This is a genomic window from Streptomyces sp. MH60 (genome assembly GCF_002939385.1).
Classification (GTDB): Bacteria; Actinomycetota; Actinomycetes; order Streptomycetales; family Streptomycetaceae; genus Streptomyces.
In genome coordinates, this window is sequence record NZ_MULI01000009.1 from 50779 (window position 1) to 74542 (window position 23764).

Genomic DNA, 23764 nt, shown 5'->3' on the forward strand with positions numbered 1-23764 from the left:
GGTCAGAACCTCGGCGCGTTACGGGACCGCTGCACCCGCGTGGTGCGGCGGTCCTTCGCGTTCCAGCACGCCTTGTGCCAGTGCCGGCGGTCGTCGACGCCCGAGTGGGCGGGCCAGGACACCACGTGCGGGACGCCGTCGGGAATGAGCTGGTCGCACCCCGGGCAGCGGTACGACTTGCCCTGCGCGCTCGCGCCCGCCACGTGCCGTACGCTCCACTCCTCGCCCTGCCAGCTCTCCGAGGACTGCCAGCCGCCGTAACGGCCGGAACCGTCCTCCTCGGCGCTCCGGCCGGACGGACCGGCTCCCTTGGGTCGGTTGCGACGCGGGGACACGGGACACCTCACGGAGCTATACAGGAAGCAGGGCGGCATCCAGCCTACGCGGCACGGACACGGGTACGCGTACGGCGCGGAACACCGCAAGTCCCCCGCGCGGGGTTCCCGTCCGGGCCCGTGCGCCGCCCCACAACGGCCGATTCTGCAGACAATCCGCAAATCCCTCCGTCCGGCCGTGTCCTCGGCACGTGTCAGGCGGTTATGCCGGGCAGGGGGAGCTCCACGTCGGGGCCGAGGAAGCAGGAAAAGGCAATGCGCGTAGGAAGTTTCGTGTTGGGGGCCCAGTTCCCGGGCCAGGGCCAGGGGGAAGCGCTGCACCGCGCGGTCCGCTCGGCCGAGGTCGCCGAGGAGGCCGGGCTCGACACCGCCTGGCTGGCCGAACACCACTTCGTGCCGTACGGCACGTGTCCGTCGGCGGTGACCCTGGCCGCCCTGCTGCTGGGCCGCACCCGGCGCCTGCGGGTCGGCACCGCGGTCAGTGTGCTGCCCACCGTCCACCCCGTGGCGCTCGCCGAGCAGGCCGCGCTGCTGCACGTCACGAGCGGCGGCCGTTTCTCGCTGGGCGTGGGGCGCGGCGGTCCGTGGGTGGACCTGGAGGTGTTCGGCGCGGGTCTGGAGGCGTACGAGAAGGGTTTTCCGGAGTCGCTCGACCTGCTGCTGCGCTGGCTGCGCGAACCGGCCGTCGGCGCCTCGGGGGACCGCTACCGCTTCCGCGAGGTGCCGGTCGTGCCGCGGCCCTCGGAGTCCCTCTCCGAGGAGCCGGGCCCGGAGGTCGTCGTCGCCTGCACCTCGCCGTCGAGTGTGCGCCTGGCGGCCGAGCGGGGACTGCCGATGCTCCTCGGGATGCACGTCGGCGACGAGGAGAAGGCGGAGATGGTCGCCCTGTGGCGCCGGCACGCCCGCGCGGCCGGACGCGCGGCCGCGGAGGTCCACGGCGCGGCGCACGTCTCGGCCGGCGTCTGCCAGATCGCGGACCGGCGCACGGACGCGGCGGAGACCCTGCTCAAGGCGATGCCGGGGTGGCTGCGGCAGGGCCTGGGCGCCCATGTCACGGTGGACGGCCGGGCCCGGCGGATGCGCGACCCGCACGCGTACACCGAACTGCTCTGCGGGCTGCACCCGGTGGGCACGCCCCGGCTGTGCGCGGACCGGCTCGCGGCGACCGGCGAGCGGACCGGCGTCTCGCGCTTCGCCCTGCTCGTCGAGGGCTCCGGAGACCTGGCGGCGACCGAGGAGAACGTACGCCGGCTCGGGGCCGAGGTACTCCCCCAGCTCCGCTGAGCCGGCGGGCGGGGAGCTTGCCGCTCCGGTACAGAACTGCACCTCCCGCGTACGGAGCGGCAAGCGGGCGCTCTAGGGGCCGTCAGCAGTCGCGCAGTTCCGGCGACTGGTTCAGCAACTGGCTGCGCACCGACGTGAACTTGGTCAGCGTCTCGTCGACAGAGGAGTCCAACGGGAACACCGCCACCCGGTGGCAGTTCTGGAAGGCCAGCCGCACCCCGAAGTGCCGCTGCAGTGCACCGCGTATGGCGTCACTCGCGAGCGCACGCAGGAGCTGACCGCGCGCCTGCTCGTCCGGCGGGGGCGTCTGGTTGTCGGCGAACGCTCCGCCGTCGACCTTCAGCTGTGCCACCAGGGAGCTGACCATCTCCCATGCGTAGGGCAGGGAGGTCCGGACGCAGTCGACGAATTCTGCTTCGTCGACCTCGCCTCGCTCGGCCTGTTCGAGTAGGGCCGGTGAGACGTCGAGCGACATGGGTTCTCCTCTCGCACCCCCGACCAGCAGGGGTTGCCGGACAGTGAAGGGAGTGCGCGATTCCGAACACGCTGCGTATACAGTTCGCGACCTCCCGTTCAATACCGTAAGCAACCGATCGTGACCGCACCAGGAGAATGCCCAGATGGACACCATCCGGTAGGCCCACAATCGGCCAGTGCGCAAGACGGGGCCAATGGGAGAAGTGGGACAGCGTGCGCGGCGACCGGGTCCGGGCGAATCGCGTCGGGCCGGGCCCGTCGAGTAGCGTTGCCGACCATGCGTCTCGTCATTGCCCGCTGCTCCGTCGACTACGCGGGACGGCTCACCGCCCACCTGCCCTCGGCCCCCCGGCTGATCCTGGTCAAGGCGGACGGCAGCGTCTCGATCCACGCCGACGACCGGGCCTACAAGCCCCTCAACTGGATGTCGCCGCCCTGCACCCTGAAGGAGGGCACGGGCGAGGAGGAGGGCGTCTGGACGGTCGTCAACAAGGCGGGCGAGAAGCTCATCATCACGATGGAGGAGATCCTCCACGACTCCTCGCACGAACTGGGCGTCGATCCCGGCCTGATCAAGGACGGCGTGGAAGCACACCTCCAGGAGCTGCTGGCCGACCGCATCGACACCCTGGGCGAGGGCTACACCCTGATCCGCCGTGAGTACATGACCGCCATCGGCCCGGTCGACATCCTGTGCCGGGACGCCCAGGGCGGGACCGTCGCGGTCGAGATCAAGCGGCGCGGCGAGATCGACGGCGTGGAGCAACTCACGCGCTACCTGGAGCTGTTGAACCGCGACCCGCATCTCGCCCCGGTGCGCGGCGTGTTCGCCGCCCAGGAGATCAAGCCGCAGGCCCGCGTGCTGGCCACGGACCGCGGCATCGGCTGCCAGGTGCTGGACTACAACGCCCTGCGGGGCATCGAGGACGACAAGCTGCGGCTGTTCTGAGCGGGCGTCGGGTACGACGCGGAGGAGGGCCGGGTCCGTGCGGCGGACCCGGCCCTTTCGCGCTGCCGCCCGTCCCGCGGGGTCAGATGACCGGGCCCGTCACCGTGCCCGGTCCGCCGGTCGCCGCGCCGCTCTGCGAGGCGGTCGCGGTGTCCGCGGGGGAACCGGCGGCGGTGGGGGTCGACTCCCGGCTCGCCGTGTCGGAGGTCTCCGGAGTCGAGGGCGGCAGCGTGTCCGTGTCGGTGGGGGCGGGTGTGGTGGGGTCGTCGGACTCGGTGGGCGTCCCGGGGTCCGTCGGCTCGGTGTCGGTCGGCTTCGGCGACGTCGGCTTCGTCGTCGGCGCGCTCGGCGACTTGCTGGGCTCGTCCGGCGACCCGGGGTCGTCCGGGCTCTCGTCGTCACCGGGGTCGGTGGTGTCGCCGGTGCCGCTGGGCCCGCCGGAGGGCCGCCCCGACTCGGTCGGTGTCGGGTCGTCCGACGTGCCCGGGGTGCCGTCCGGGCCCGAGTCGGCCGGGCCGCCGGGCGTCTCCCGGTCCTTGCCGTCGTCCGAGGGCCGGTCCGCGCCCAGGCTGCCGTCGTCGATGCCCTGGCTCGCCGACGGGTTGACGCCGACCTCGTTGGAGGGGTCACCGGGGTCGTTCTCCGACGTGGCCCCCAGGGTCACCACCGTGCCGAGCACGGCGACGAGCAGGGCGCCCGCGCCCGCGGCCACCAGGTTCCGCCGGGCGAAGCCCTTGATGCCGCCCGCGACCGTGCGGGACGGCTCCTCCTCCGGTTCCCGGCGGGTGACGAGGGTCGGGGACTGGGGAGGCGGCTGGAGCGGCGGGAAGGGCGCGGGGACACCCGCGGACGGCGACACCGACTCCTCGTTGCGGGCGTCGGGCACCTCCTCCCCCACCGTCGGACCGAGCCCGGCGCCGACGACACCGAACCCGGCGACGGGCGCCGCCGCGCCGAACGCGCCCGCGCCGCTGCCCAGGCCCGGGGTGTCCCCGGTGCGGTCGGCGACCAGCGCGAGGGCGCGGCGGCCCGCCACGGCGCCGCGCTTGTCGGAGAGCGCGCCGCGCAGCCCGATGGAGGCCTCCAGCTCGGCGCGCGCCCGGTCCAGCCGGTCCTCGCACAGCGCGAGGACGCCCAGCTCGTGGTGGAAGTAGGCCTGTTCGGCGACGTCACCGGCGAGCCGGGAGGCCTCGGTGCCGGAGCGCAGCGCCCGCTGCCAGGCGCTCCAGTGCAGTCCGGCGGCGAACGCGGGCGCCGCGGTGCGGGCCAGCTGGACGGCGGGGCTCTCCGCGTCGTCCGCGGGCGGGGTCGTCGTCGGCACCAGCACGGCGAGGGCGGCCAGGACGGCGTCGGCCTCGGCGCAGACCCGCTCCGGGGTGACCGAGGGGTGCCCGGCCCACCAGGCGTAGTGCTGGGCGGCGGCCAGTGCCCGCTCCCGTACGGCGTCGGTGTACCCGGCGCTCTCCAGCTGGGTGAGCACCCCGGCGGCCAGCCGGTAGCGGGAGCCGACCGGGGAGACCAGTCCGCAGTCGGTCAGCTCGCCGAGGGCGGCGTCCGCGTGGGTGTCGCCGACCAGGGCGGGCAGGTGCGCCTGGTGCGGCACCTCGCCGCCGAGCGCGACGGCGAACTCCAGGGTGGCGCGGGCGGAGGCGCTCAGCCGGGAGGCGAGCAGCGGTGCGGGCGCGGCGGCCTCGCCGAGGGACGGCAGGGGCACGTCGTCGGCCTCGGTGGCCTCGTAGGGGGTGTCGTCGGCCGGGCGGGCGTCGGCGAAGACGCCGAACTCGTCGACGGCGTCGGCACCGGCCCGCTCACGGTCCCGGCGGCGCAGCAGGGCACCGGCCTGGACGAAGCGCAGCGGCAGGCCCTCGGACTCGAACCAGAGGTCGCCGGCCCAGTTGGCCTCCTCCTCGGTGAGGGGGCGCCCGGCGGCGCGCTCCAGCAGCTCCACGCCGTCCGAGCGGTCCAGGCCGGCGAGGAAGACCTCCTCGACGGCCGAGTCGGCGGAGGGTGCGGCCACCTCCGGGGTCGCGCCGAAGAGGTACGCGCACTCGGGGGTGGCGTCGAGGAGCTCGTCGAGGGCGGTGCCGCCGAACTCGATGTCGTCCAGGACGACGACCGCGCCCACCTCGCGGAGGTACCCGAGGAGTTCGGTGCGGCCCGGACGGTGCAGGGATGCGCGGTGGACGGCGTAGAAGAGGTCGTGGAGCAGGTCGTCGGCGGTGCGGTGGTGGCCGTTGAGCCGGACGACGCCGTCGGGCGCGAGGCCCGCGCAGTCCTCGGCGACGAGGTCGAGGAGGCTGGTGCGGCCGGAGCCGGCGGGGCCGGTGAGGCGGACGGAGCGGCCGCGGGCGAGCAGCCGCACCAGGCGTTCGCGTTCGTCCTCGCGGGCCAGCAGGCCCAGGACGGTGCGGACCGGTCCCGGGGGTACGGGCGGCCGCGCGGCGCGCTCCGCCTCGGCGCGTTCGGCCGCGGTGAGCTTCTCGGGCCGGGCGGGCCGCTCGGCGGGCGGGCAGACCTCGATCTCGCTGCCGTCGACGGGGTTGACGGTGAGCAGGAAGTCGCCGGACACCAGCTGCACCGTGCGGGCGAGCGCGGGCGCGTGCTGTCCGAAGTCGGAGGTGAGGGGGTCCCTGTGCGGGCGCGGGCGCGGCGCCTGGTGGTCGCCGTCCTGGCCGTACTCCTCAGGGCCCCGGTTGGTCGGGTCCATTGGTTCAAGCCCCCCAAAAGCGTCGTGTGCAGGGCCCCGGTCGGGACCACCCTCCCGGCCTTGCCGCACACCGCGCTGTCGCTTCTGGTCCGGGCCCGCCGGCGGGTTTGCTAAGGCAGCGGGCAGCCAGACCCTAAACCTTCGCCCAGTATCGCCGACAGTCCGGGGTGCCGGACGGCCCGAGAGGTCACGGTCTCGTGAGGATTGCGTGTGTCGGAGGTGTGAACCTTCACTTACACACGGGGCAGGGTCTCCACACCGATGCCGCCCTCGATGGCCAGGATCCGGTGCAGCCGGGTGGCCACCAGCAGGCGCTGCATCTGCGGCGGTACGTCGCGCAGCACCAGTCGCCGCCCGCAGCGCCCGGCCCGCCGGTGGGCTCCCATGATGACGCCGAGCCCGGTGGCGTCCCAGGAGTCCAGTTCGGACAGGTCCAGCACCAGGTCGCCGACTCCGTCGTCGACGGCCGAGTGCAGGACCGTACGGGCGTCCGCCGCGCTGCGGACGTCGAGGCGGCCCCCGACGACCAGCTCGACGTGGTCGCCCCTGATGTGCATATGCGCTCCCCGGCGTGCGTCTTCTTCGTCGTCTTCTTCGTCTTGGCGTTGCGTTCCGTGCGTGTGGTCTCTCGGCGATATCAGGCGTTGCACCCTCTGACTGGCCGAAACGACCGGAGGTTGCCGCCTGTAAGCGAACCGATACCGAATTCACCCCGGCGTGTGACGTCTGCCGCGGCTGATGCGACCTCAGTGCTTGTAGAAGCCCTGCCCGCTCTTGCGGCCGATGTCACCGGCGTCCACCATCCGGCGCATCAGCTCCGGCGGGGCGAACTTCTCGTCCTGGGACTCGGTGTAGATGTTGCCCGTGGCGTGCAGCAGGATGTCGACGCCCGTCAGGTCGGCGGTGGCCAGCGGTCCCATGGCGTGGCCGAAGCCCAGCTTGCAGGCGAGGTCGATGTCCTCCGCGGTGGCGACGCCCGACTCGTACAGCTTCGCGGCCTCGACGACGAGGGCGGAGATGAGCCGGGTGGTCACGAAGCCGGCGACGTCGCGGTTGACGACGATGCAGGTCTTGCCGGTGGACTCGGCGAACTCGCGTGCGGTGGCGAGCGTTTCGTCACTGGTCTTGTAGCCCCGCACCAGCTCGCACAGCTGCATCATCGGGACCGGCGAGAAGAAGTGCGTGCCGACGACCCGCTCGGGGCGCTCCGTCACGGCCGCGATCTTGGTGATCGGGATGGCGGAGGTGTTGGACGCGAGGATCGCCCCGTCCTTCACCAGCTTGTCCAGGGTACGGAAGATCTCGTGCTTGACTTCCAGTTTCTCGAAGACGGCCTCGACGACGACGTCCGCGTCGGCGGCGGCGTCCAGGTCGGTGGTCGCGGTGATGCGCCCGAGGGCGGCCTCGGCGTCGTCGGCGGTGAGCTTCCCCTTGGCGACGAACTTGTCGTAGGAGGCCCTGATGCCGTCGGTGCCGCGCCGCAGCGCCTCGTCGGTGACGTCTCGCAGGACGACGTCCCAGCCCGCCTGCGCGGAGACCTGGGCGATGCCGGACCCCATGAGACCGGCTCCGATGACGGCGAGCTTCCGTGCCACTGTGCGACTCCCCTGATACGCGCTGATTCTCGTCTCTCGGCCGGAGATTAGCGGGCGTGAGGCGCTGTGTGACCGGTTAGTAACGCGCGTCACGTCTCAAATGACGGACGTCACACCGAGGGGTGCCGTCCGGGCGTCACTCGGCGCCCCGTACGGCGTAGTTGAGCACTCTGTCACTCAACAGGTCCTCCATCTCGTCCAGCAGCACGAGGATGTCCCGGGACACTTCGGCGGGTTTCCCGCCGGCCATCATGCGGCGGCCGATGGCCGCCATCACCGTGCCGTGCAGCCAGTTGACCTGACCCGCCATCAGCGAGGGGACGGGGTCGTCGTCCGGGGCGCCGGTCTCCTCGCGCAGGGTGCGCTCGAGGTTGTCCTGCACCTCCTGGCCGATCGCCCAGAGCCGGGAACGCAGCGCGGGCGAGGAGTGGATGACTCCCATGAAGCCCGCGTATCCCTCCATGAGGCCGATCCGGGGCGAAACCGACTCGACCTCCTCGCGCAGTTCCCGCAGCACGGCCTGCGCGGCCGACTCCCCGTCACGCCGCCCGCGCACCCAGCGCGACAGCCGGTCGACCACGCCCTTGGAACGGTCGAGGAACAGGTCCTCCTTGGCCGGGAAGTAGTTGTAGACGGTGTTGACGGAGACGTTCGCGGCGTCCGCGACCTCCGCCACCGTCACGGCCTCGAAGCCGCGCTCCAGGAACAGCCCCGTGGCGACATCCGAGATGTACTGCCGGGTCTGCCGCTTCTTCCGTTCCCTGAGTCCCTCGGCCATGTCCGCAATCCTAGCCGCGCCGTGGCCACTCCCTGGGGCCGCTGAAAACTTGGGGTCATTGCAAAATTTCAGTGACTCTGTTTTTCTGGAGCGCATGGCAATCATCAGTGCGGCAGGGCTGGCCCGCACCTTCACCACGAAGCGCGGTCCCGTCGAGGCGGTGCGCGGCATCGACCTCACCGTCCGCGAGGGCGAGATCCTCGGCTTCCTCGGCCCCAACGGCGCCGGCAAGACCACCACGCTGCGGATGCTCACGACCCTGCTCGCCCCCACCGGCGGCGCGGCCACCGTCGCCGGCCACGACCTGGCGACCGACCCGGCCGGGGTGCGCGCGGCCTGCGGGTACGTGGCGCAGTCGGGCGGGGTGGACACCCAGATCACCGTGCGGGAGGAGCTGGTCACCCAGGGCCGCCTGTACCGGCTGACCAAGGCGCGGGCCGTCGAGCGCGCCGACGAGCTGGCCGGCGACCTGGGCCTCACCGAGCTGCTCGACCGCAAGTGCGGCACCCTGTCCGGCGGGCAGCGGCGCCGGCTGGACATCGCGATGGCACTGACGCACCGCCCGAAGGTGCTCTTCCTGGACGAGCCGACCACCGGACTTGACCCGGGCGCCCGCGCCGACCTGTGGGACCTGGTCCGCCGCCTGCGCGACGAGCACGGCACCACGGTCTTCCTGACCACCCACTACCTCGACGAGGCCGACGCCCTCTCCGACCGCCTGGTGGTCGTGGACGGCGGTGCGGTGGTCGCCGAGGGCACTGCGGCCGCCCTGAAGCTCGAGTTCGGCGGCGCGCCCGACGCCTCCCTCCAGGACACCTTCCTGGCCGTCACCGGCCGCAGCGCCGCTCCGGCCGACGCCACCCCCGTAGCCGTCTGACACCCCAGGGAACACCGATGCTGCTCCACGACACCGGCCTCGTCTACGGCCGCTACCTGCGCCAGTCGCTGCGCTCCCGCTTCGCGCTGCTGTTCGGCGTGCTGATGCCGCTGCTGTACCTGCTCTTCTTCGGCCCGCTGCTGACCGACCTGCCGCTCGGCGGGCAGGGCAGCTCCTGGCAGGTGCTGGTCCCCGGCCTGCTGCTGCAACTGGGCCTGTTCGGCGCCTCCTTCGCCGGGTTCTCGATCATCATCGAGAACGGCCAGGGGGTGGTCGAGCGGATGCGCGTCACGCCCGTCAGCCGCCTGGCGCTGCTTTTGGGGCGGGTGCTGCGGGACGCGACGGTCTTCGCCTTCCAGGCGGTGCTGCTGGTCCTGGCGGCCGTGGTGATGGGCCTGCGCGCGCCGCTGCCCGGCGTGCTGATCGGCTTCGCCTTCGTCGCCCTGCTCACGGTCTCGCTGGCCTCGCTGTCGTACGCGCTGGCGATGAAGGTGCGGACGCCGCAGGAGTTCGGGCCCACGATCAACGCCCTCACCATGCCGTCGATGCTGCTGTCCGGCCTGATGCTGCCGATGACCCTGGGCCCGGCGTGGCTGGACGTGCTCTCGCACCTGATGCCGTTCCGCTACCTGGTGGACGCGGTGCGCGACGCGTACACCGGTTCCTACGCGACGGCACACATGCTGTACGGCGTCCTGGTCGCCCTGGCCTTCACCGCACTGGCCGTGACCGTGGGCAGCCGCGTCTTCCGGACCGCCGGGGCGTAACTACGCTGGCCCCATGGTCAACCTGACGCGCATCTACACCCGGACCGGCGACCAGGGCACCACCGCCCTCGGTGACATGAGCCGGGTCCCCAAGACCGACCTCAGGATCTCCGCGTACGCCGACGCCAACGAGGCGAACGCGGTGATCGGCACCGCCATCGCCCTGGGCGGCCTGCCCGAGGAGGTCGTCAAGGTCCTCGTCCGCGTCCAGAACGACCTGTTCGACGTGGGCGCGGACCTGTCGACGCCGGTGGTGGAGAACCCGGAGTACCCGCCGCTGCGGGTCGAACAGTTCTACGTCGACAAGCTGGAGGCGGACTGCGACCGCTACCTGGCCGAGGTGGAGAAGCTCCGCTCCTTCATCCTCCCCGGCGGCACCCCGGGCGCGGCCCTGCTGCACCAGGCGTGCACGGTGGTCCGCCGGGCCGAGCGCTCCACGTGGGCGGCGCTGGAGGCCCACGGCGAGACGATGAACCCGCTCACCGCGACCTACCTGAACCGGCTCTCCGACCTCCTGTTCATCCTGGCCCGGGTGGCCAACAAGGAGGTCGGCGACGTGCTGTGGGTGCCGGGCGGGGAGCGCTAGACGTTCAGCCGGCGCGCCGACCGGACGACGCCCCACCCGGTCTGCGCGCCGCCGACGCACATCATCACGACGCCGGCCTTCGCCAGGTCGACGACGGGGACCTCCACGTCCCCGGCGAAGAGCCACAGGGCGAGACCGGCCACGAAGGTCGCCGCGCCCTCCCACAGGTGCCGCTCGGACAGGTACCTCATCGGCGCGCCCCCGCTTTACCCGTCCGCGCCTCCACGGCGAGCCCGGCCGTCTCCGCCGGGGCCTTCTTCGGCCAGATCAGGTAGGCGAGCGCCACCAGGCCGTGGATGCCCAGGACCCGGATCGCCGTCCACTGGAAGGCGCGCAGGGACGAGATGTCGCCCTCGTCGCCGACGTACCAGACCGCGCCCTGGAGCAGTGCGCAGGCCACGGCCACACCCAGCAGGGTGCGCAGCCACAGCCGGCCCTCGTGGCGCGCCCGGGGCATGCCGTAGCGCGGGGGCTTGGCCGGGGGCGGGCCGCCGGCCAGGCGGTGGGCGGCGTGGCCGTCGAGCCAGCGGATCGTGTACCGGCCGTAGGCGACGGTGTAGCCGATGTACAGCGCGGCCAGGCCGTGCTCCCAGCCGGGCTCGGCGCCGTTCTTCAGGTCCCACGCCGTCACGGCGAACAGCACCAGTTCCAGCACCGGCTCGCACAGCAGCAGGAACACGCTGGTGCGCCGCCACTTCAGCAGGTAGCGGGCGCCGAGCCCCAAGACCAGCAGCACCCAGAAGCCGACCTCGCAGGCGATGATCAAAGCGACGACCACGGCATACTCCCTTCGTTCACCCTTCCAGGCTCCCGTGGGAATCCGCCGCGTTCGTCGTCGCCGGTGACGAACCTCCGGTACATCGAAGGATGCAGTGCGGGACCCTCCCCGGGGATCAGGCGGGCGGGGCGCGAGCCGTGTTGGATGGTGACATGGCCGCACGACTCCCCCGCCCGCGCCGCTTCGACGTGTACGCCGCGTCGGCCGGTCTGCTCGGCGGGCTGCTGCTGTGGGGCATCGGTCTGGGCGTGCGGCCGGCCGACGAGCCGATCGTGCTGTTCGACGGCCGCTGGCCGCTGCTGGTCCCGCTCACCGTCATGGCCGGCTGCGAGCTGCTGCGCCGGTCCGCGCCGCGCACCGGCCTGCTGGTCGGCACCGCCGCGCTGATCGCGGACACGCTCACCCAGGGCAGCCTGGTCACGGTGATCATGTACACCGACCTGATGTACGCCGCCGTGCTGTACGGCACGCCCGCCTCGGCCCGCCGCATCCCGTGGATCACCGGGCTGCTCACCGTCGCCTCGACGCTGGTGCCGTTCGCCGTGTGGCGGGTGCCCGAGACCCTGCTCATCGGCGTCGCCGTCGGCATCGTGTCCTTCGCGCCCGCCTCCACCGGGCTCATCGTCCGCAACCACCGCGAGGCCGCCGACGCCGCCCTGCTGCGGGCCGAGCAGACCGCGCTGCTCGCCGAGATGGACCGGGTCCAGGCGGTGACGGCGGAACGTTCCCGGATGGCCCGCGAGCTGCACGACATGGTCGCCAACCACCTCTCCGCGATCGCCATCCACTCCACGGCCGCGCTCTCCCTGGACGACGCGGCGACCACCCGGCAGGCGCTCGGTGTGATCCGCGAGAACAGCGTGGCGGGACTGGCCGAGATGCGCCGCCTCATCGGCATCCTGCGGGACAGCGGCGGGGACACCGAACCGGCCCCCGCCCCCACCCTCGGCGGGCTCGGCGCGCTGGTCGACGGCGCCCGCGCCAACGGCCTCGACGTCGCCCTGGAGGCGGCACCCGGCGACCACCTGCCCGCGCCGGTCGAGCTGGCCGCGTACCGGATCGTGCAGGAGTCGCTCACCAACGCGCTCAAGCACGCCTCGCGGGGCACCGTCCGGGTCCGGCTCGCCCGGCACGACGACGCCCTGCGGGTCGAGGTGACCAGCCCGTACGGCGACCGGGACACCCCGCGCGTCCCCGGTTCCGGTGCCGGTCTGGTCGGGATGCGGGAGCGGACCGCGCTGCTGCACGGGGCGTTCGAGGCCGGAGCGGTGGCGGACCCCGGCTCGGCGGGCGGCAAGATCTGGGCCGTGCGCGCCACCCTGCCCCTGACCGAAGGAGACCTGGCATGATCCGCGTCCTCATCGCCGAGGACCAGTCCGCCGTCCGCGCGGGACTGGTGCTGATCCTGGGCAGCGCACCGGACATCGAGGTGGCCGGCGAGGCCGCGGACGGCGAGCAGGCGGTGGCGCTGGCCCGCGAGCTGCGTCCCGACCTGGTGCTGATGGACGTGCAGATGCCGCGCCTGGACGGCGTTTCGGCGACCCGGATCGTGGTCGGGGAAGGTCTCGCCGACGTGCTGGTGCTGACCACCTTCGACCTGGACGAGTACGTCTTCGGGGCGCTGCGGGCGGGAGCCGCCGGGTTCCTGCTGAAGAACGCCGAGGCCAAGGACCTGATCGCGGCCGTGCGCACGGTGGCGGGCGGCGAGGGCATCGTGGCCCCGGCCGTCACCCGGCGGCTGATCGCCGAGTTCGCCGCGAGGCCGGTGCGGGAGCCGGCCGCGGACCCCGCGGTGCTGCGGGACCTGACCCGGCGTGAGCGCGAGGTGCTGTCCTGTCTCGGCGAGGGGCTGTCCAACGCGGCGGTCGCCGAGCGTCTCGAGATGGCGGAGGCCACGGTGAAGACGCACGTCAGCCGGCTGCTGGGGAAGCTGGGGCTGCGCAGCCGGGTGCAAGCGGCGGTGCTGGCACAGGAGTTGGGGATCTAGTTTTCCCTCTCCACCACGGGCTCAACCACCGGCCGCCACATTGGTCCAGACCTATTGACCTATGGTCCAGACCTTTCTATTCTCGCGGCACTGCGGGCATGAGGCTCAGTCATGCCCACAACAACAACCCCATATAAGGAGGCGCACATGCGCTTCAGACACAAAGCCGCGGCACTCGCAGCGACCCTGGCGCTTCCCCTCGCCGGCCTGGTCGGCCTCGCGAGCCCGGCCCAGGCGGCCACCAGCGCGACGGCCACCTTCGCCAAGACCTCGGACTGGGGCACGGGCTTCGGCGGCAGCTGGACGGTGAAGAACACCGGCACCACCTCCCTCAGCTCCTGGACCGTCGAGTGGGACTTCCCCACCGGCACCAAGGTCACCTCCGCCTGGGACGCCACCGTCACCAACTCCGGCGACCACTGGACCGCCAAGAACGTCGGCTGGAACGGGACGCTCGCCCCCGGCGCCTCGGTCTCCTTCGGCTTCAACGGCAGCGGCCCCGGCTCCCCGTCCAACTGCAAGCTCAACGGCGGCAGCTGCGACGGCACCTCCGTCCCCGGCGACGCGGCCCCCTCCGCCCCCGGCACGCCCACCGCCTCGAACGTCACCGACACCTCGGTGAAGCTGTCCTGGTCGGCGGCCACCGACGACAAGGGCGTCAAGAACTACGACGTCCTGCGGGACGGCGCGAAGGTCGCCACCGTCACCGGCACCACCTACACGGACAACGGCCTCACCAAGGGCACCGCCTACTCGTACAGCGTCAAGGCCCGCGACACCGCCGACCAGACCGGTCCGGCCAGCGGCTCCGTGAAGGTCACCACCACCGGCGGGGACGGCGGCAACCCCGGCACCGGTGACGAGGTCAAGATGGGCTACTTCACCAACTGGGGCGTCTACGGGCGCAACTACCACGTGAAGAACCTGGTCACCTCCGGCTCCGCCGACAAGATCACGCACATCAACTACGCCTTCGGCAACGTCCAGGGCGGCAAGTGCACCATCGGCGACTCCTACGCCGACTACGACAAGGCGTACACCGCCGACCAGTCCGTCGACGGCGTCGCCGACACCTGGGACCAGCCGCTGCGCGGCAACTTCAACCAGCTGCGCAAGCTGAAGGCCAAGTACCCGAACATCAAGATCCTCTACTCCTTCGGCGGCTGGACCTGGTCCGGCGGCTTCCCCGACGCCGTGAAGAACCCGGCCGCGTTCGCCAAGTCCTGTCACGACCTGGTCGAGGACCCGCGCTGGGCCGACGTCTTCGACGGCATCGACCTGGACTGGGAGTACCCGAACGCCTGCGGTCTCAGCTGTGACGAGACCAGCGCCCCGAACGCCTTCAGCAGCATGATGAAGGCCATGCGCGCCGAGTTCGGTCAGGACTACCTGATCACCGCGGCCGTCACCGCCGACGGCTCGGACGGCGGCAAGATCGACGCCGCCGACTACGGCGAGGCCTCGAAGTACATCGACTGGTACAACGTGATGACGTACGACTTCTTCGGCGCCTGGGCGAAGAACGGCCCGACCGCTCCGCACTCGCCGCTGACCGCGTACGACGGCATCCCGCAGCAGGGCTTCAACACCGCCGACGCGATGGCGAAGTTCAAGTCCAAGGGCGTCCCGGCCGACAAGCTGCTGATCGGCATCGGCTTCTACGGCCGCGGCTGGACCGGCGTCACGCAGTCCGCGCCCGGCGGCACCGCCACCGGACCGGCGACCGGCACGTACGAGGCGGGCATCGAGGACTACAAGGTCCTCAAGAACAGCTGCCCGGCCACCGGCACCGTCGCGGGCACCGCGTACGCCCACTGCGGCTCCAACTGGTGGTCCTACGACACCCCGGCCACCATCAAGTCGAAGATGGACTGGGCCGAGCAGCAGGGCCTCGGCGGCGCCTTCTTCTGGGAGTTCAGCGGCGACACCACGAACGGCGAGCTGGTGAGCGCCATCGACAGCGGACTCAAGTAAGAACAGCTGCGAGAACCGCTAGGCGACGTTGACGCGCTGACCGGGCGGGGCTGCTTCCAGCCACGCGAGGAATCCGGTCAGCGCGTCATCGCTCATCGCCAGTTCAAGCCGTGTGCCCCGGTGCAGACAGGCCAGGACCACGGCGTCGGAGAGCAGCGCCAGCTCCTCCTCCCCGTCCGGAACCCGGCGGCCGGCCACCTCGATCGCGGAGCGCTCCAGCACGCGGCGCGGGCGGGGGGAGTACGAGAAGACGCGGTACCACTCGACCCGGTCGCCGTTGTAGCGGGCCACCCCGTAGGCCCAGCCCTTGCCGTCGGCGGGGTCGCCCTCCTTGGGGGCGTCCCAGCGCAGGGAGCAGTCGAAGGTGCCGCCCGAGCGCTGGATCAGCCGGCGGCGCAGGCCGAAGACGAAGAGGCCGATCACCACCACGGCCACCACGATTCCGCACACAGTCAGAGCGAGGGCCATCGACACCGACCTCCTCGTCTCCTAGGTAACGGAACGGAAAAAACACCCGGATCTGCCTCAGCCGCGGCCGGGTCCGGATGGCTCCGGTCCCAGCCGCGGCTGAGTGACGTCATGGCACGACGCTATCGCACTGTGCTGTGGATCAGCGTCCCGCCGCCGCGCGCAGTCGGACGTCCGCGCGACGCTCGGCGTGGGCGTCGCCCTCCGCCTTCGCCCGTTCGAGCTTCCGCTCGGCGCGGTGGACGTCGATCTCGTCCGACAGCTCGGCGATCTCGGCCAGCAGCGACAGCTTGTTGTCGGCGAACGAGATGAAACCGCCGTGCACCGCGGCGACGACCGTCCCGCCGTCACTCGTACGAATGGTCACCGGGCCCGACTCCAGCACACCGAGCAGCGGCTGGTGACCGGGCATGACGCCGATGTCGCCGGACGTGGTGCGCGCGACGACCAGGGTGGCCTCGCCGGACCAGACCTCTCGGTCGGCCGCGACCAGCGCGACGTGCAGCTCAGCAGCCAAGGTGGCTCCTCGGGTCACCACCCGGCGGGAGAGCCGGGTGTTGGTTACAAGTCTAAGGGGCGTGCCGGAGGGGACGGGACGCGCCCGCCCCCTCCGGGTGGTGAACCGTGCGGCTCACCGCGAGCCGGGGCTCAGGAGACGCCCAGCTCCTTGGCGTTGTTCTTCAGGTCCTCGATGCCACCGCACATGAAGAACGCCTGCTCCGGGAAGTGGTCGTACTCGCCGTCGCAGATCGCGTTGAAGGCCGCGATCGACTCGTCCAGCGGGACGTCCGACCCGTCGACGCCGGTGAACTGCTTGGCGACGTGGGTGTTCTGGGACAGGAAGCGCTCCACGCGACGGGCGCGGTGGACGACGAGCTTGTCCTCTTCGCCCAGCTCGTCGATACCGAGGATCGCGATGATGTCCTGCAGGTCCTTGTACTTCTGCAGGATGTTCTTCACGCGCATCGCGGCCTGGTAGTGGTCCGCCGCGATGTACCGCGGGTCGAGGATGCGGGACGTCGAGTCCAGCGGGTCCACGGCCGGGTAGATGCCCTTCTCGGAGATCGGACGGGAGAGCACCGTCGTCGCGTCGAGGTGGGCGAAGGTGGTGGCCGGGGCCGGGTCGGTCAGGTCGTCCGCGGGGACGTAGATCGCCTGCATCGAGGTGATCGAGTGACCACGGGTCGAGGTGATGCGCTCCTGGAGGAGACCCATCTCGTCGGCCAGGTTCGGCTGGTAGCCCACCGCGGAGGGCATGCGGCCGAGCAGGGTCGACACCTCGGAACCCGCCTGGGTGAAGCGGAAGATGTTGTCGATGAAGAACAGCACGTCCTGCTTCTGGACGTCACGGAAGTACTCGGCCATGGTCAGGCCGGCCAGCGCGACGCGCAGACGGGTGCCCGGCGGCTCGTCCATCTGACCGAAGACGAGCGCGGTCTTGTCGATGACGCCGGACTCGCTCATCTCGTCGATGAGGTCGTTGCCCTCACGGGTGCGCTCGCCGACACCGGCGAACACGGAGACACCGTCGTGGTTGTTGGCGACGCGGTAGATCATCTCCTGGATGAGCACCGTCTTGCCGACGCCGGCACCACCGAACAGACCGATCTTGCCGCCCTTGACGTACGGGGTCAGCAGGTCGATGACCTTGACGCCGGTCTCGAACATCTCGGTCTTCGACTCGAGCTCGTCGAAGTTCGGGGCCTTGCGGTGGATCGGCCAGCGCTCACCGGTGTACTGCTCGTCGACGTTCAGCACCTCGCCGAGGGTGTTGAACACCTTGCCCTTGGTGAAGTCGCCGACGGGGACGGAGATGGCCGCGCCCGTGTCGGTCACCGGGGCCTGGCGGACCAGACCGTCGGTGGGCTGCATGGAGATGGTGCGGACCAGGCCGTCACCGAGGTGCTGGGCGACCTCCAGGGTCAGCGTCTTGAGCTGACCCTCCTGGGCCGGGTCGGCCACCTCGACGTGCAGCGCGTTGTAGATCTCCGGCATCGCGTCGACGGGGAACTCCACGTCGACGACCGGGCCGATGACCCGGGCGACGCGGCCCGTGGCCGTCGCGGTCTCAACAGTGGTGGTCATTAGTTGTCACTCCCCGCGTTCGCGTCGGCCAGGGCACTGGCGCCACCGACGATCTCGCTGATTTCCTGGGTGATTTCGGCCTGGCGGGCCGCGTTGGCAAGACGGGAGAGCGTGTTGATCAGCTCGCCCGCGTTGTCGGTGGCCGACTTCATCGCGCGCCGGGTGGCGGCGTGCTTGGAAGCGGCCGACTGCAGCAGCGCGTTGTAGATGCGGCTTTCGACGTAGCGAGGCAGCAGGGCGTCGAGGACGTCCTCCGCCGACGGCTCGAAGTCGTACAGCGGAAGGATCTCGTCCTTCGCGCCCGACTCGGCGGCCACCTCGTCGAGGCTCAGCGGCAGCAGCCGGGAGTCGACCGCCGTCTGCGTCATCATCGAGACGAACTCGGTGTAGACGATGTGGAGCTCGTCCACGCCGCCCTCGGCCGTGTCCTTCTCGATGGCCTCGATGAGCGGCGCCGCGACCTTCTTGGCGTCCGTGTACGTCGGCTCGTCGGTGAAGCCCGTGAACGACTCCACGACCTTGCGCTCGCGGAAGTTGTAGTGGGCCAGACCACGGCGGCCGACGATGTACGTGTCGACCTGGCGGCCCTCACGTTCGAGGCGCTCGGTCAGCCGCTCCGCCGCCTTGATGGCGTTGGAGTTGAAGGCGCCGGCCAGACCGCGGTCGCTCGTGAGGAGCAGGACCGCGGCACGGCTCGGGCTGTCCGCCTCCGTGGTGAGCGGGTGCTTCGTGTTCGACCCGGTACCGACCGCCGTGACCGCGCGGGTGAGCTCCCGCGCGTACGGCGTGGAGGCCGCCACCTTGCGCTGCGCCTTGACGACGCGCGAGGCGGCGATCATCTCCATCGCCTTGGTGATCTTCTTGGTCGCGGTGACGGATCGGATGCGACGCTTGTAGACCCGGAGCTGGGCTCCCATGAGTCAGGTCCCTTCCTTACGTCACTTGGCGACGGACGGGGCGTCCTCGCCGAGCAGCTTGCCGTCCGAGGTCTCGAACTGCTTCTTGAACGCCGCGATCGCGTCGGCGACGGCCTGCAAGGTGTCGTCGGACATCTTGCCGCCCTCGCGGATGGAGGTCATGAGGCCCTGCTCCTGGCGGTGCAGGTACTCGAGCAGCTCCTTCTCGAAGCGGCGGATGTCGGCGACAGGCACCTCGTCCATCTTTCCGGTGGTACCGGCCCAGACGGAGACGACCTGGTCCTCGGTGGACATCGGCTGGTACTGGTTCTGCTTCAGCAGCTCGACCATGCGCTGACCGCGCTCCAGCTGCGACTTCGACGCGGCGTCCAGGTCGGAACCGAAGGCGGCGAACGCCTCCAGCTCACGGAACTGGGCCAGGTCGACGCGGAGGCGGCCGGAGACCTGCTTCATGGCCTTGTGCTGGGCGGAGCCACCGACGCGGGAGACCGAGATACCGACGTTCAGGGCCGGACGCTGACCGGCGTTGAACAGGTCGGACTCCAGGAAGCACTGGCCGTCGGTGATGGAGATGACGTTGGTCGGGATGAACGCCGACACGTCGTTGGCCTTGGTCTCGACGATCGGCAGACCGGTCATCGAGCCGGCGCCCTCGGCGTCGGAGAGCTTCGCGCAGCGCTCCAGCAGACGGGAGTGCAGGTAGAAGACGTCACCCGGGTAGGCCTCGCGGCCCGGCGGGCGGCGCAGCAGCAGCGACACGGCGCGGTAGGCGTCGGCCTGCTTCGACAGGTCGTCGAAGATGATCAGGACGTGCTTGCCCTCGTACATCCACTGCTGGCCGATGGCCGAGCCGGTGTACGGCGCCAGGTACTTGAAGCCGGCCGGGTCGGACGCCGGGGCGGCCACGATGGTCGTGTACTCCAGCGCGCCGTTCTCCTCCAGCGCGCCGCGCACGGACGCGATGGTGGAGCCCTTCTGGCCGATGGCGACGTAGATGCAGCGGACCTGCTTGTTCGGGTCGCCGGTACGCCAGTTGTCGCGCTGGTTGATGATCGTGTCGACGGCCAGGGCGGTCTTGCCGGTCTGGCGGTCGCCGATGATCAGCTGGCGCTGGCCGCGGCCGATCGGGGTCATGGCGTCGACGGCCTTGTAGCCCGTCTCCATCGGCTCGTGCACCGACTTGCGCTGCATGACCGTGGGGGCCTGCAGTTCGAGGGCGCGGCGACCGCTGGTCTCGATCTCGCCGAGGCCGTCGATCGGGTTGCCGAGGGGGTCGACGACGCGGCCGAGGTAGCCCTCGCCGACGGCCACGGAGAGGACCTCACCGGTACGCGAGACCGGCTGCCCCTCCTCGATGCCGCTGAACTCACCGAGGACGACGCAACCGATCTCGCGCTCCTCGAGGTTGAGGGCGAGGCCGAGGGTGCCGTCCTCGAACTTCAGCAGTTCGTTGGCCATGGCCGAGGGCAGGCCCTCGACCTTCGCGATGCCGTCGCCGGCAAGGGTGACCGTACCGACCTCCTCGCGCGAGGCCGCGTCCGGCTTGTACGACTGGACGAAGTTCTCCAGTGCGTCCCGGATCTCCTCCGGCCGGATCGTGAGCTCCGCCATCTGAGTTCCCTGCTCTCCTTGTTGGGCCCGAAGTTTCACTTGGGGGGTATTCCACGAGTCGGGACTCCCCCCAATGAGAGGTGAATCCTCTGCACGGCCCAACCAGGGCCGTCGTAAGTACGTACTGCTACTGCTCTGTTACTGCTCTTGCTTGCTGTGCTGTTGTCGCGCGGGAGCGTCAGCTCGCCAGCCGGCGGCCGGCGTCCTCCAGGCGGTCCGCGATGGAGCCGTTGATGACCTCGTCACCGACCTGCACCCGGATGCCGCCGAGGACCTCGGGGTCCACGTCGAGGTTGAGGTGCATCGGACGGCCGTAGACCTTCGCGAGGGCGGCGCCGAGGCGCTGCTTCTGCGTGTCGCTCAGCGGCACCGCCGAGGTGACCACGGCGACCATCCGGTCCCGCCGGTCGGCGGCGAGCTTGGACAGGGACTCGAGTCCCGACTCCAGGCTACGTCCCCGCGGCACGGTGACAAGGCGCGTCACCAGACGCTCGGTGGTCCGCTCCGCCCGGCCGCCGAGCAGGTCGCTCAGCAGCTCGCCCTTGGCCGCGGTGGTGGCCGACCGGTTGGTGAGCGCGGCGCGCAGCTCGGTGCTGGAGGAGACGATCCGCCCGAACCGGAACAGCTCGTCCTCGACGTTGTCGAGGCGGCCCCGCTTCTGGGCGTCGGTGAGGTCGGCGGTGTTCGCCAGCTCCTCCAGCGCGTCCACCAGGTCGCGGGACTGCGACCAGCGGGAGCGCACCATGCCGGCCACCAGGTCGACGGCCGGGCCGCTGACCTGGGTGCCGAGGAGACGCTGGGCGAGTTCGGCCTTGGCCTCGCCGGCCTGCGCCGGGTCGGTGAGGACCCGACGCAGCGACACCTCGCGGTGGAGCAGCGCGGTGACGGAGGCCAGCTCGTCGGCGAGCGAGCCGGCGTCCACGGACGTGGAGTCCGTCAGCGCGTCGAGACGCTCGCGTGCGGCGGCCAGGGCCTCGCGGCTCGCTCCGTGCATCCCACTCATCGGGCTGCCTCTGCCGTCGTCGCCTTGTCGTCCAGCTCGTCCAGGAAGCGGTCGATCACCCGGCTCTGGCGGGCGTGGTCCTCGAGGGACTCGCCGACCAGCTTGCCGGCCAGCTCGGTGGCCAGCTTGCCGACGTCCTGGCGCAGCGCGGAAGCGGCGGCCTTGCGGTCGGCCTGGATCTGGGCATGACCGGCGGCGATGATCTCCTCACGCTGCCGCTGGCCTTCCGCGCGCATCTCGGCGATGAGCGTGGCGCCCTGCTCCTGCGCCTCCTGACGCAGTCGCGCGGCCTCGTGCCGGGCCTCGGCGAGCTGTGCCTTGTACTGCTCGAGGACGCTCTGGGCCTCGGTCTGCGCGGCCTCGGCCTTCTCGATACCGCCCTCGATGGCCTCGCGGCGCTCTTCCAGAACCTTGTTGATGTTCGGGAGGAGCTTCCAGGCGAGGAAGCCGAAGACGATGACGAAGGCGATCAGACCGATGATGAGCTCGGGGATCGGCGGAACGAGAGGGTTCTCCGTCTCCGCCGCGAGCTGAACCATGGGGTTCACATCAGTGCCTTTCGTCTAAGTGGCTTGTGGTCTGCCTGAGATCAGGAGCCGTAAACGAACGGCATGACCAGACCGATCAGGGCGAGCGCCTCACAGAAGGCGAAGCCGAGGATCTGGTTGGCGCGGATCAGGCCGGCCGCCTCGGGCTGACGGGCGAGGGCCTGGGTGCCGTTACCGAAGATGATGCCGACGCCGACGCCGGGGCCGATGGCAGCGAGGCCGTAACCGATGGAGCCGAGGGCCTTCAGGTCACCGGTGACAGCGGCAAGGGTCTGGGACATGCCAGTTCTTCCTTTTCTTTACGGACCGGTGGGGGTTGGCCACCGGACGACCAGGTGTTGGGGGTGCGGGACGCTCAGTGGTGCTCGGCGAGGGCGCCCTGGATGTAGGTGCAGGTCAGGAGAACGAAGACGTAGGCCTGCAGTGCCTGGATGAAGAGCTCGAAGGCCGTCATCACGATCGTCATGATGAACGAGACACCGGCGTAGGCGAAGCCGATGCCGTTCAGCAGGTACCAGCTGGCGATCGTGAAGAGCAGCAGCAGCGTGTGGCCGGCGAACATGTTGGCGAACAGCCGCACGGCGTGCGTGAACGGACGGACCAGCAGGTTCGAGAAGAACTCGATGGTCATGGAGAGCGGCAGCACGGCGCCGAGCGACTTGTCGTAGCCCGTCACGTTCTTGAAGAAGCCGACGAATCCGTGACGCTTGAAGGTGAGCGAGACCCACAGGATGTAGACGATCAGGGCCAGCACCAGCGGATACGAAATGATGCCGGTGACCGGGAACTGGGCGACCGGGATGATCGACCAGAGATTCATCATCCAGACGAAGAAGAAGAGCGCGACGACCAGCGGGACGTACTTCTCACCCTCCTTCTTGCCGATGGTCTCGTACACGACACCACGTCGGATGAAGTCGTAGCCGGCCTCGGCGACCATCTGGAGCTTGCCCGGGACAACCTTCGGCTTGCGGAAGGCCGCCCAGAAGAACGCGACGATGACGATCGAGCCGAGCAGCGCCAGCAGCATCGTCTTGTTGAAGTAGACGCTGCTGTCCGCGTCACCCCAGAGGGGTTCGAACAGGAACGAGTGCAGGCCGGGAGCCGGGAAGCCACAGCCGTCGAAGATGTGGCAGTCGGTCTCGAAGGCGAGCACCTGCGTCGGGTCAGCACTCACCGCGGGCTCCTTCAGCGTGGCGCATGGATACGGCAACCTCGTTGTGTCGGCGCGGCGCAGGGCCGCTGTTCGGCACGGGACTGGTGTAACGGATGTGGGGGCGGCTGTGGGGCATCTCGCCTCGCGATTCAGCAGGCGTCAGCCGAGATGCCCGCGCCCGCGATGCCGCAGTTGGCACCGGACGATAGCAGGACTTCACATGCCTCTTTATCCCGGCCCTACCCCTCACGACGAGTGGCCCGTCTTTTCGGGCTTTTCGCCCTTCGGTTCGGGCTCGACGTAGAGGATCTTGGCCTTCATGTGCGCCCGCGTCTGCGCGGCGATCCACGCGAGCGTGACGGCGACCAGAGTGATCGCGAAGGACCGGGGGTTGAACAGCGTCGTGTTCTTGAACGCGGCGAGGAAGACGAACAGCAGCAGGATCTGTGCCGCGTAGAGCATCAGGCCCATCGCCTGGAAAAGGTGCGGAAGCGATTTGGCGGTGCGCTGCAGGACGTAGAGGCCGATCCCCATGAAGAGCATCGCCACCACGGTCGCGACGACGGCTCCGACCGCGCCCTTGCCGCCGGCGACCACGGCGCTGACGACGGCGGCTACAGCGCCGACGGCAGCCGTGGGCACGGCAGCCTGAAGCAGGATCCGGACGTCATTGGACGGCATGGCGGCAACTCCGCTTTCAACACACAGGGGGCAGGTGTCGTCATGGACGAGCGTAGCCCCGGGGCGGACGGTGTCCGCACGTTCAAGAGACCGTCGCACTACGGTCCTTGGGCTCTACCCCGGGAATACTCGTGAACCGTATCACAAACTATTTGATGAGGTCTTTACCTGTGGGTGTGCTTGCTGTCACACGTGAGAGTG

Annotated in this window: 26 protein-coding genes; 8 read left to right on the top strand and 18 right to left on the bottom strand. The window is 70.6% G+C overall.

Annotation, left to right across the window (positions count from 1 at the left end; translation table 11 throughout):
• Positions 1 to 2 precede the first annotated feature (2 nt).
• Positions 3 to 335 carry an ATP/GTP-binding protein gene (locus BZZ08_RS09210; RefSeq protein WP_104631672.1) on the bottom strand — a complete coding sequence of 111 codons (333 nt, stop codon included), beginning with the start codon at positions 333 to 335 and terminating at the stop codon, positions 3 to 5.
• Positions 336 to 590: 255 nt separating this feature from the next.
• On the opposite strand from BZZ08_RS09210, the gene BZZ08_RS09215 reads away from it, so the two are divergent.
• The gene (locus BZZ08_RS09215; RefSeq protein ID WP_104631673.1) at positions 591 to 1619 is read left to right on the top strand and encodes an LLM class flavin-dependent oxidoreductase; all 1029 of its coding nucleotides are present in this window, start codon (positions 591 to 593) and stop codon (positions 1617 to 1619) included.
• 82 nt (positions 1620 to 1701) lie between these two features.
• Here BZZ08_RS09215 and BZZ08_RS09220 read toward each other — a convergent pair whose 3' ends face one another.
• Positions 1702 to 2094: an SCO5389 family protein gene (locus BZZ08_RS09220; RefSeq protein WP_030187319.1), complete on the bottom strand. Its 393-nt coding sequence runs from the start codon at positions 2092 to 2094 to the stop codon at positions 1702 to 1704.
• 279 nt (positions 2095 to 2373) lie between these two features.
• Here BZZ08_RS09220 and nucS point away from each other — a divergent pair, with 279 nt between their 5' ends.
• Positions 2374 to 3045: an endonuclease NucS gene (nucS, locus tag BZZ08_RS09225; protein WP_059301477.1), complete on the top strand. Its 672-nt coding sequence runs from the start codon at positions 2374 to 2376 to the stop codon at positions 3043 to 3045.
• A gap of 82 nt (positions 3046 to 3127) precedes the next feature.
• On the opposite strand, the gene BZZ08_RS09230 is transcribed toward nucS, so the two are convergent.
• The 4 genes from BZZ08_RS09230 to BZZ08_RS09245 all read right to left on the bottom strand — a co-directional run bounded on the left by BZZ08_RS09230 (position 3128) and on the right by BZZ08_RS09245 (position 8125).
• Positions 3128 to 5752, bottom strand: coding sequence for an ATP-binding protein (locus BZZ08_RS09230; protein WP_104631675.1), 2625 nt, complete (start codon positions 5750 to 5752; stop codon positions 3128 to 3130).
• A gap of 233 nt (positions 5753 to 5985) precedes the next feature.
• Entirely contained in the window at positions 5986 to 6309 is a 324-nt protein-coding gene (locus tag BZZ08_RS09235; protein WP_030187305.1) for an STAS domain-containing protein, read from the bottom strand.
• A 189-nt stretch (positions 6310 to 6498) separates the two neighbouring features.
• Positions 6499 to 7347, bottom strand: a complete 849-nt coding sequence (locus BZZ08_RS09240; RefSeq protein WP_052840654.1) for a 3-hydroxyacyl-CoA dehydrogenase family protein — start codon at positions 7345 to 7347, stop codon at positions 6499 to 6501.
• Positions 7348 to 7483: 136 nt separating this feature from the next.
• Positions 7484 to 8125: a TetR/AcrR family transcriptional regulator gene (locus BZZ08_RS09245; protein WP_104631676.1), complete on the bottom strand. Its 642-nt coding sequence runs from the start codon at positions 8123 to 8125 to the stop codon at positions 7484 to 7486.
• A 94-nt stretch (positions 8126 to 8219) separates the two neighbouring features.
• Between BZZ08_RS09245 and BZZ08_RS09250 the strand changes: the two genes are divergently transcribed.
• The 3 genes from BZZ08_RS09250 to BZZ08_RS09260 are packed head-to-tail and all read left to right on the top strand — an operon-like array spanning position 8220 to position 10355.
• Positions 8220 to 9002 carry an ABC transporter ATP-binding protein gene (locus tag BZZ08_RS09250; protein ID WP_104631677.1) on the top strand — a complete coding sequence of 261 codons (783 nt, stop codon included), beginning with the start codon at positions 8220 to 8222 and terminating at the stop codon, positions 9000 to 9002.
• A 17-nt stretch (positions 9003 to 9019) separates the two neighbouring features.
• Positions 9020 to 9769, top strand: coding sequence for an ABC transporter permease (locus BZZ08_RS09255; RefSeq protein ID WP_104631678.1), 750 nt, complete (start codon positions 9020 to 9022; stop codon positions 9767 to 9769).
• 13 nt (positions 9770 to 9782) lie between these two features.
• Positions 9783 to 10355 carry a cob(I)yrinic acid a,c-diamide adenosyltransferase gene (locus BZZ08_RS09260; RefSeq protein WP_104631679.1) on the top strand — a complete coding sequence of 191 codons (573 nt, stop codon included), beginning with the start codon at positions 9783 to 9785 and terminating at the stop codon, positions 10353 to 10355.
• Here the strand turns inward: BZZ08_RS09260 and BZZ08_RS09265 are convergent.
• Positions 10352 to 10546, bottom strand: a complete 195-nt coding sequence (locus tag BZZ08_RS09265; RefSeq protein ID WP_104631680.1) for a DUF5708 family protein — start codon at positions 10544 to 10546, stop codon at positions 10352 to 10354. The genes BZZ08_RS09260 and BZZ08_RS09265 overlap by 4 nt on opposite strands.
• Positions 10543 to 11133, bottom strand: coding sequence for a hypothetical protein (locus tag BZZ08_RS09270; RefSeq protein WP_104631681.1), 591 nt, complete (start codon positions 11131 to 11133; stop codon positions 10543 to 10545). The genes BZZ08_RS09265 and BZZ08_RS09270 overlap by 4 nt, the downstream gene beginning before the upstream one ends.
• A 152-nt stretch (positions 11134 to 11285) precedes the next feature.
• On the opposite strand from BZZ08_RS09270, the gene BZZ08_RS09275 reads away from it, so the two are divergent.
• The 3 genes from BZZ08_RS09275 to BZZ08_RS09285 all read left to right on the top strand — a co-directional run bounded on the left by BZZ08_RS09275 (position 11286) and on the right by BZZ08_RS09285 (position 15094).
• Complete coding sequence (locus BZZ08_RS09275; protein WP_104631682.1) at positions 11286 to 12482, top strand: sensor histidine kinase; 1197 nt, start codon at positions 11286 to 11288, stop codon at positions 12480 to 12482.
• Positions 12479 to 13120 (top strand): response regulator, encoded by a 642-nt coding sequence (locus BZZ08_RS09280; protein WP_104631683.1) that lies wholly within the window; start codon positions 12479 to 12481, stop codon positions 13118 to 13120. Before BZZ08_RS09275 ends, BZZ08_RS09280 begins: the two co-directional genes overlap by 4 nt.
• A gap of 147 nt (positions 13121 to 13267) precedes the next feature.
• Positions 13268 to 15094: a glycoside hydrolase family 18 chitinase gene (locus BZZ08_RS09285; RefSeq protein WP_104631684.1), complete on the top strand. Its 1827-nt coding sequence runs from the start codon at positions 13268 to 13270 to the stop codon at positions 15092 to 15094.
• Between the two features lie 18 nt (positions 15095 to 15112).
• Here the strand turns inward: BZZ08_RS09285 and BZZ08_RS09290 are convergent, their stop codons facing one another.
• The 10 genes from BZZ08_RS09290 to BZZ08_RS09335 all read right to left on the bottom strand — a co-directional run bounded on the left by BZZ08_RS09290 (position 15113) and on the right by BZZ08_RS09335 (position 23563).
• Entirely contained in the window at positions 15113 to 15562 is a 450-nt protein-coding gene (locus BZZ08_RS09290; protein ID WP_104631685.1) for a DUF2550 domain-containing protein, read from the bottom strand.
• 142 nt (positions 15563 to 15704) lie between these two features.
• Positions 15705 to 16079, bottom strand: coding sequence for a F0F1 ATP synthase subunit epsilon (locus BZZ08_RS09295; protein ID WP_104631686.1), 375 nt, complete (start codon positions 16077 to 16079; stop codon positions 15705 to 15707).
• A gap of 131 nt (positions 16080 to 16210) precedes the next feature.
• Complete coding sequence (gene atpD, locus BZZ08_RS09300) at positions 16211 to 17647, bottom strand: F0F1 ATP synthase subunit beta (protein ID WP_104631687.1); 1437 nt, start codon at positions 17645 to 17647, stop codon at positions 16211 to 16213.
• A complete protein-coding gene (locus BZZ08_RS09305; RefSeq protein ID WP_104631688.1) occupies positions 17647 to 18564 on the bottom strand; it encodes a F0F1 ATP synthase subunit gamma in 918 nt (305 codons plus the stop codon). Before BZZ08_RS09305 ends, atpD begins: the two co-directional genes overlap by 1 nt.
• Positions 18565 to 18585: 21 nt before the next feature.
• The gene (atpA, locus tag BZZ08_RS09310) at positions 18586 to 20175 is read right to left on the bottom strand and encodes a F0F1 ATP synthase subunit alpha (RefSeq protein WP_104631689.1); all 1590 of its coding nucleotides are present in this window, start codon (positions 20173 to 20175) and stop codon (positions 18586 to 18588) included.
• A gap of 178 nt (positions 20176 to 20353) precedes the next feature.
• Positions 20354 to 21169, bottom strand: coding sequence for a F0F1 ATP synthase subunit delta (locus tag BZZ08_RS09315; RefSeq protein WP_198601380.1), 816 nt, complete (start codon positions 21167 to 21169; stop codon positions 20354 to 20356).
• 5 nt (positions 21170 to 21174) lie between these two features.
• Positions 21175 to 21717 carry a F0F1 ATP synthase subunit B gene (locus BZZ08_RS09320; RefSeq protein WP_398912932.1) on the bottom strand — a complete coding sequence of 181 codons (543 nt, stop codon included), beginning with the start codon at positions 21715 to 21717 and terminating at the stop codon, positions 21175 to 21177.
• A gap of 50 nt (positions 21718 to 21767) precedes the next feature.
• A complete protein-coding gene (locus tag BZZ08_RS09325; protein ID WP_005311859.1) occupies positions 21768 to 22007 on the bottom strand; it encodes an ATP synthase subunit C in 240 nt (79 codons plus the stop codon).
• A 74-nt stretch (positions 22008 to 22081) separates the two neighbouring features.
• The gene (atpB, locus tag BZZ08_RS09330) at positions 22082 to 22903 is read right to left on the bottom strand and encodes a F0F1 ATP synthase subunit A (protein WP_104631692.1); all 822 of its coding nucleotides are present in this window, start codon (positions 22901 to 22903) and stop codon (positions 22082 to 22084) included.
• A 225-nt stretch (positions 22904 to 23128) separates the two neighbouring features.
• The gene (locus tag BZZ08_RS09335) at positions 23129 to 23563 is read right to left on the bottom strand and encodes a hypothetical protein (RefSeq protein WP_030187255.1); all 435 of its coding nucleotides are present in this window, start codon (positions 23561 to 23563) and stop codon (positions 23129 to 23131) included.
• Positions 23564 to 23764: the final 201 nt, after the last annotated feature.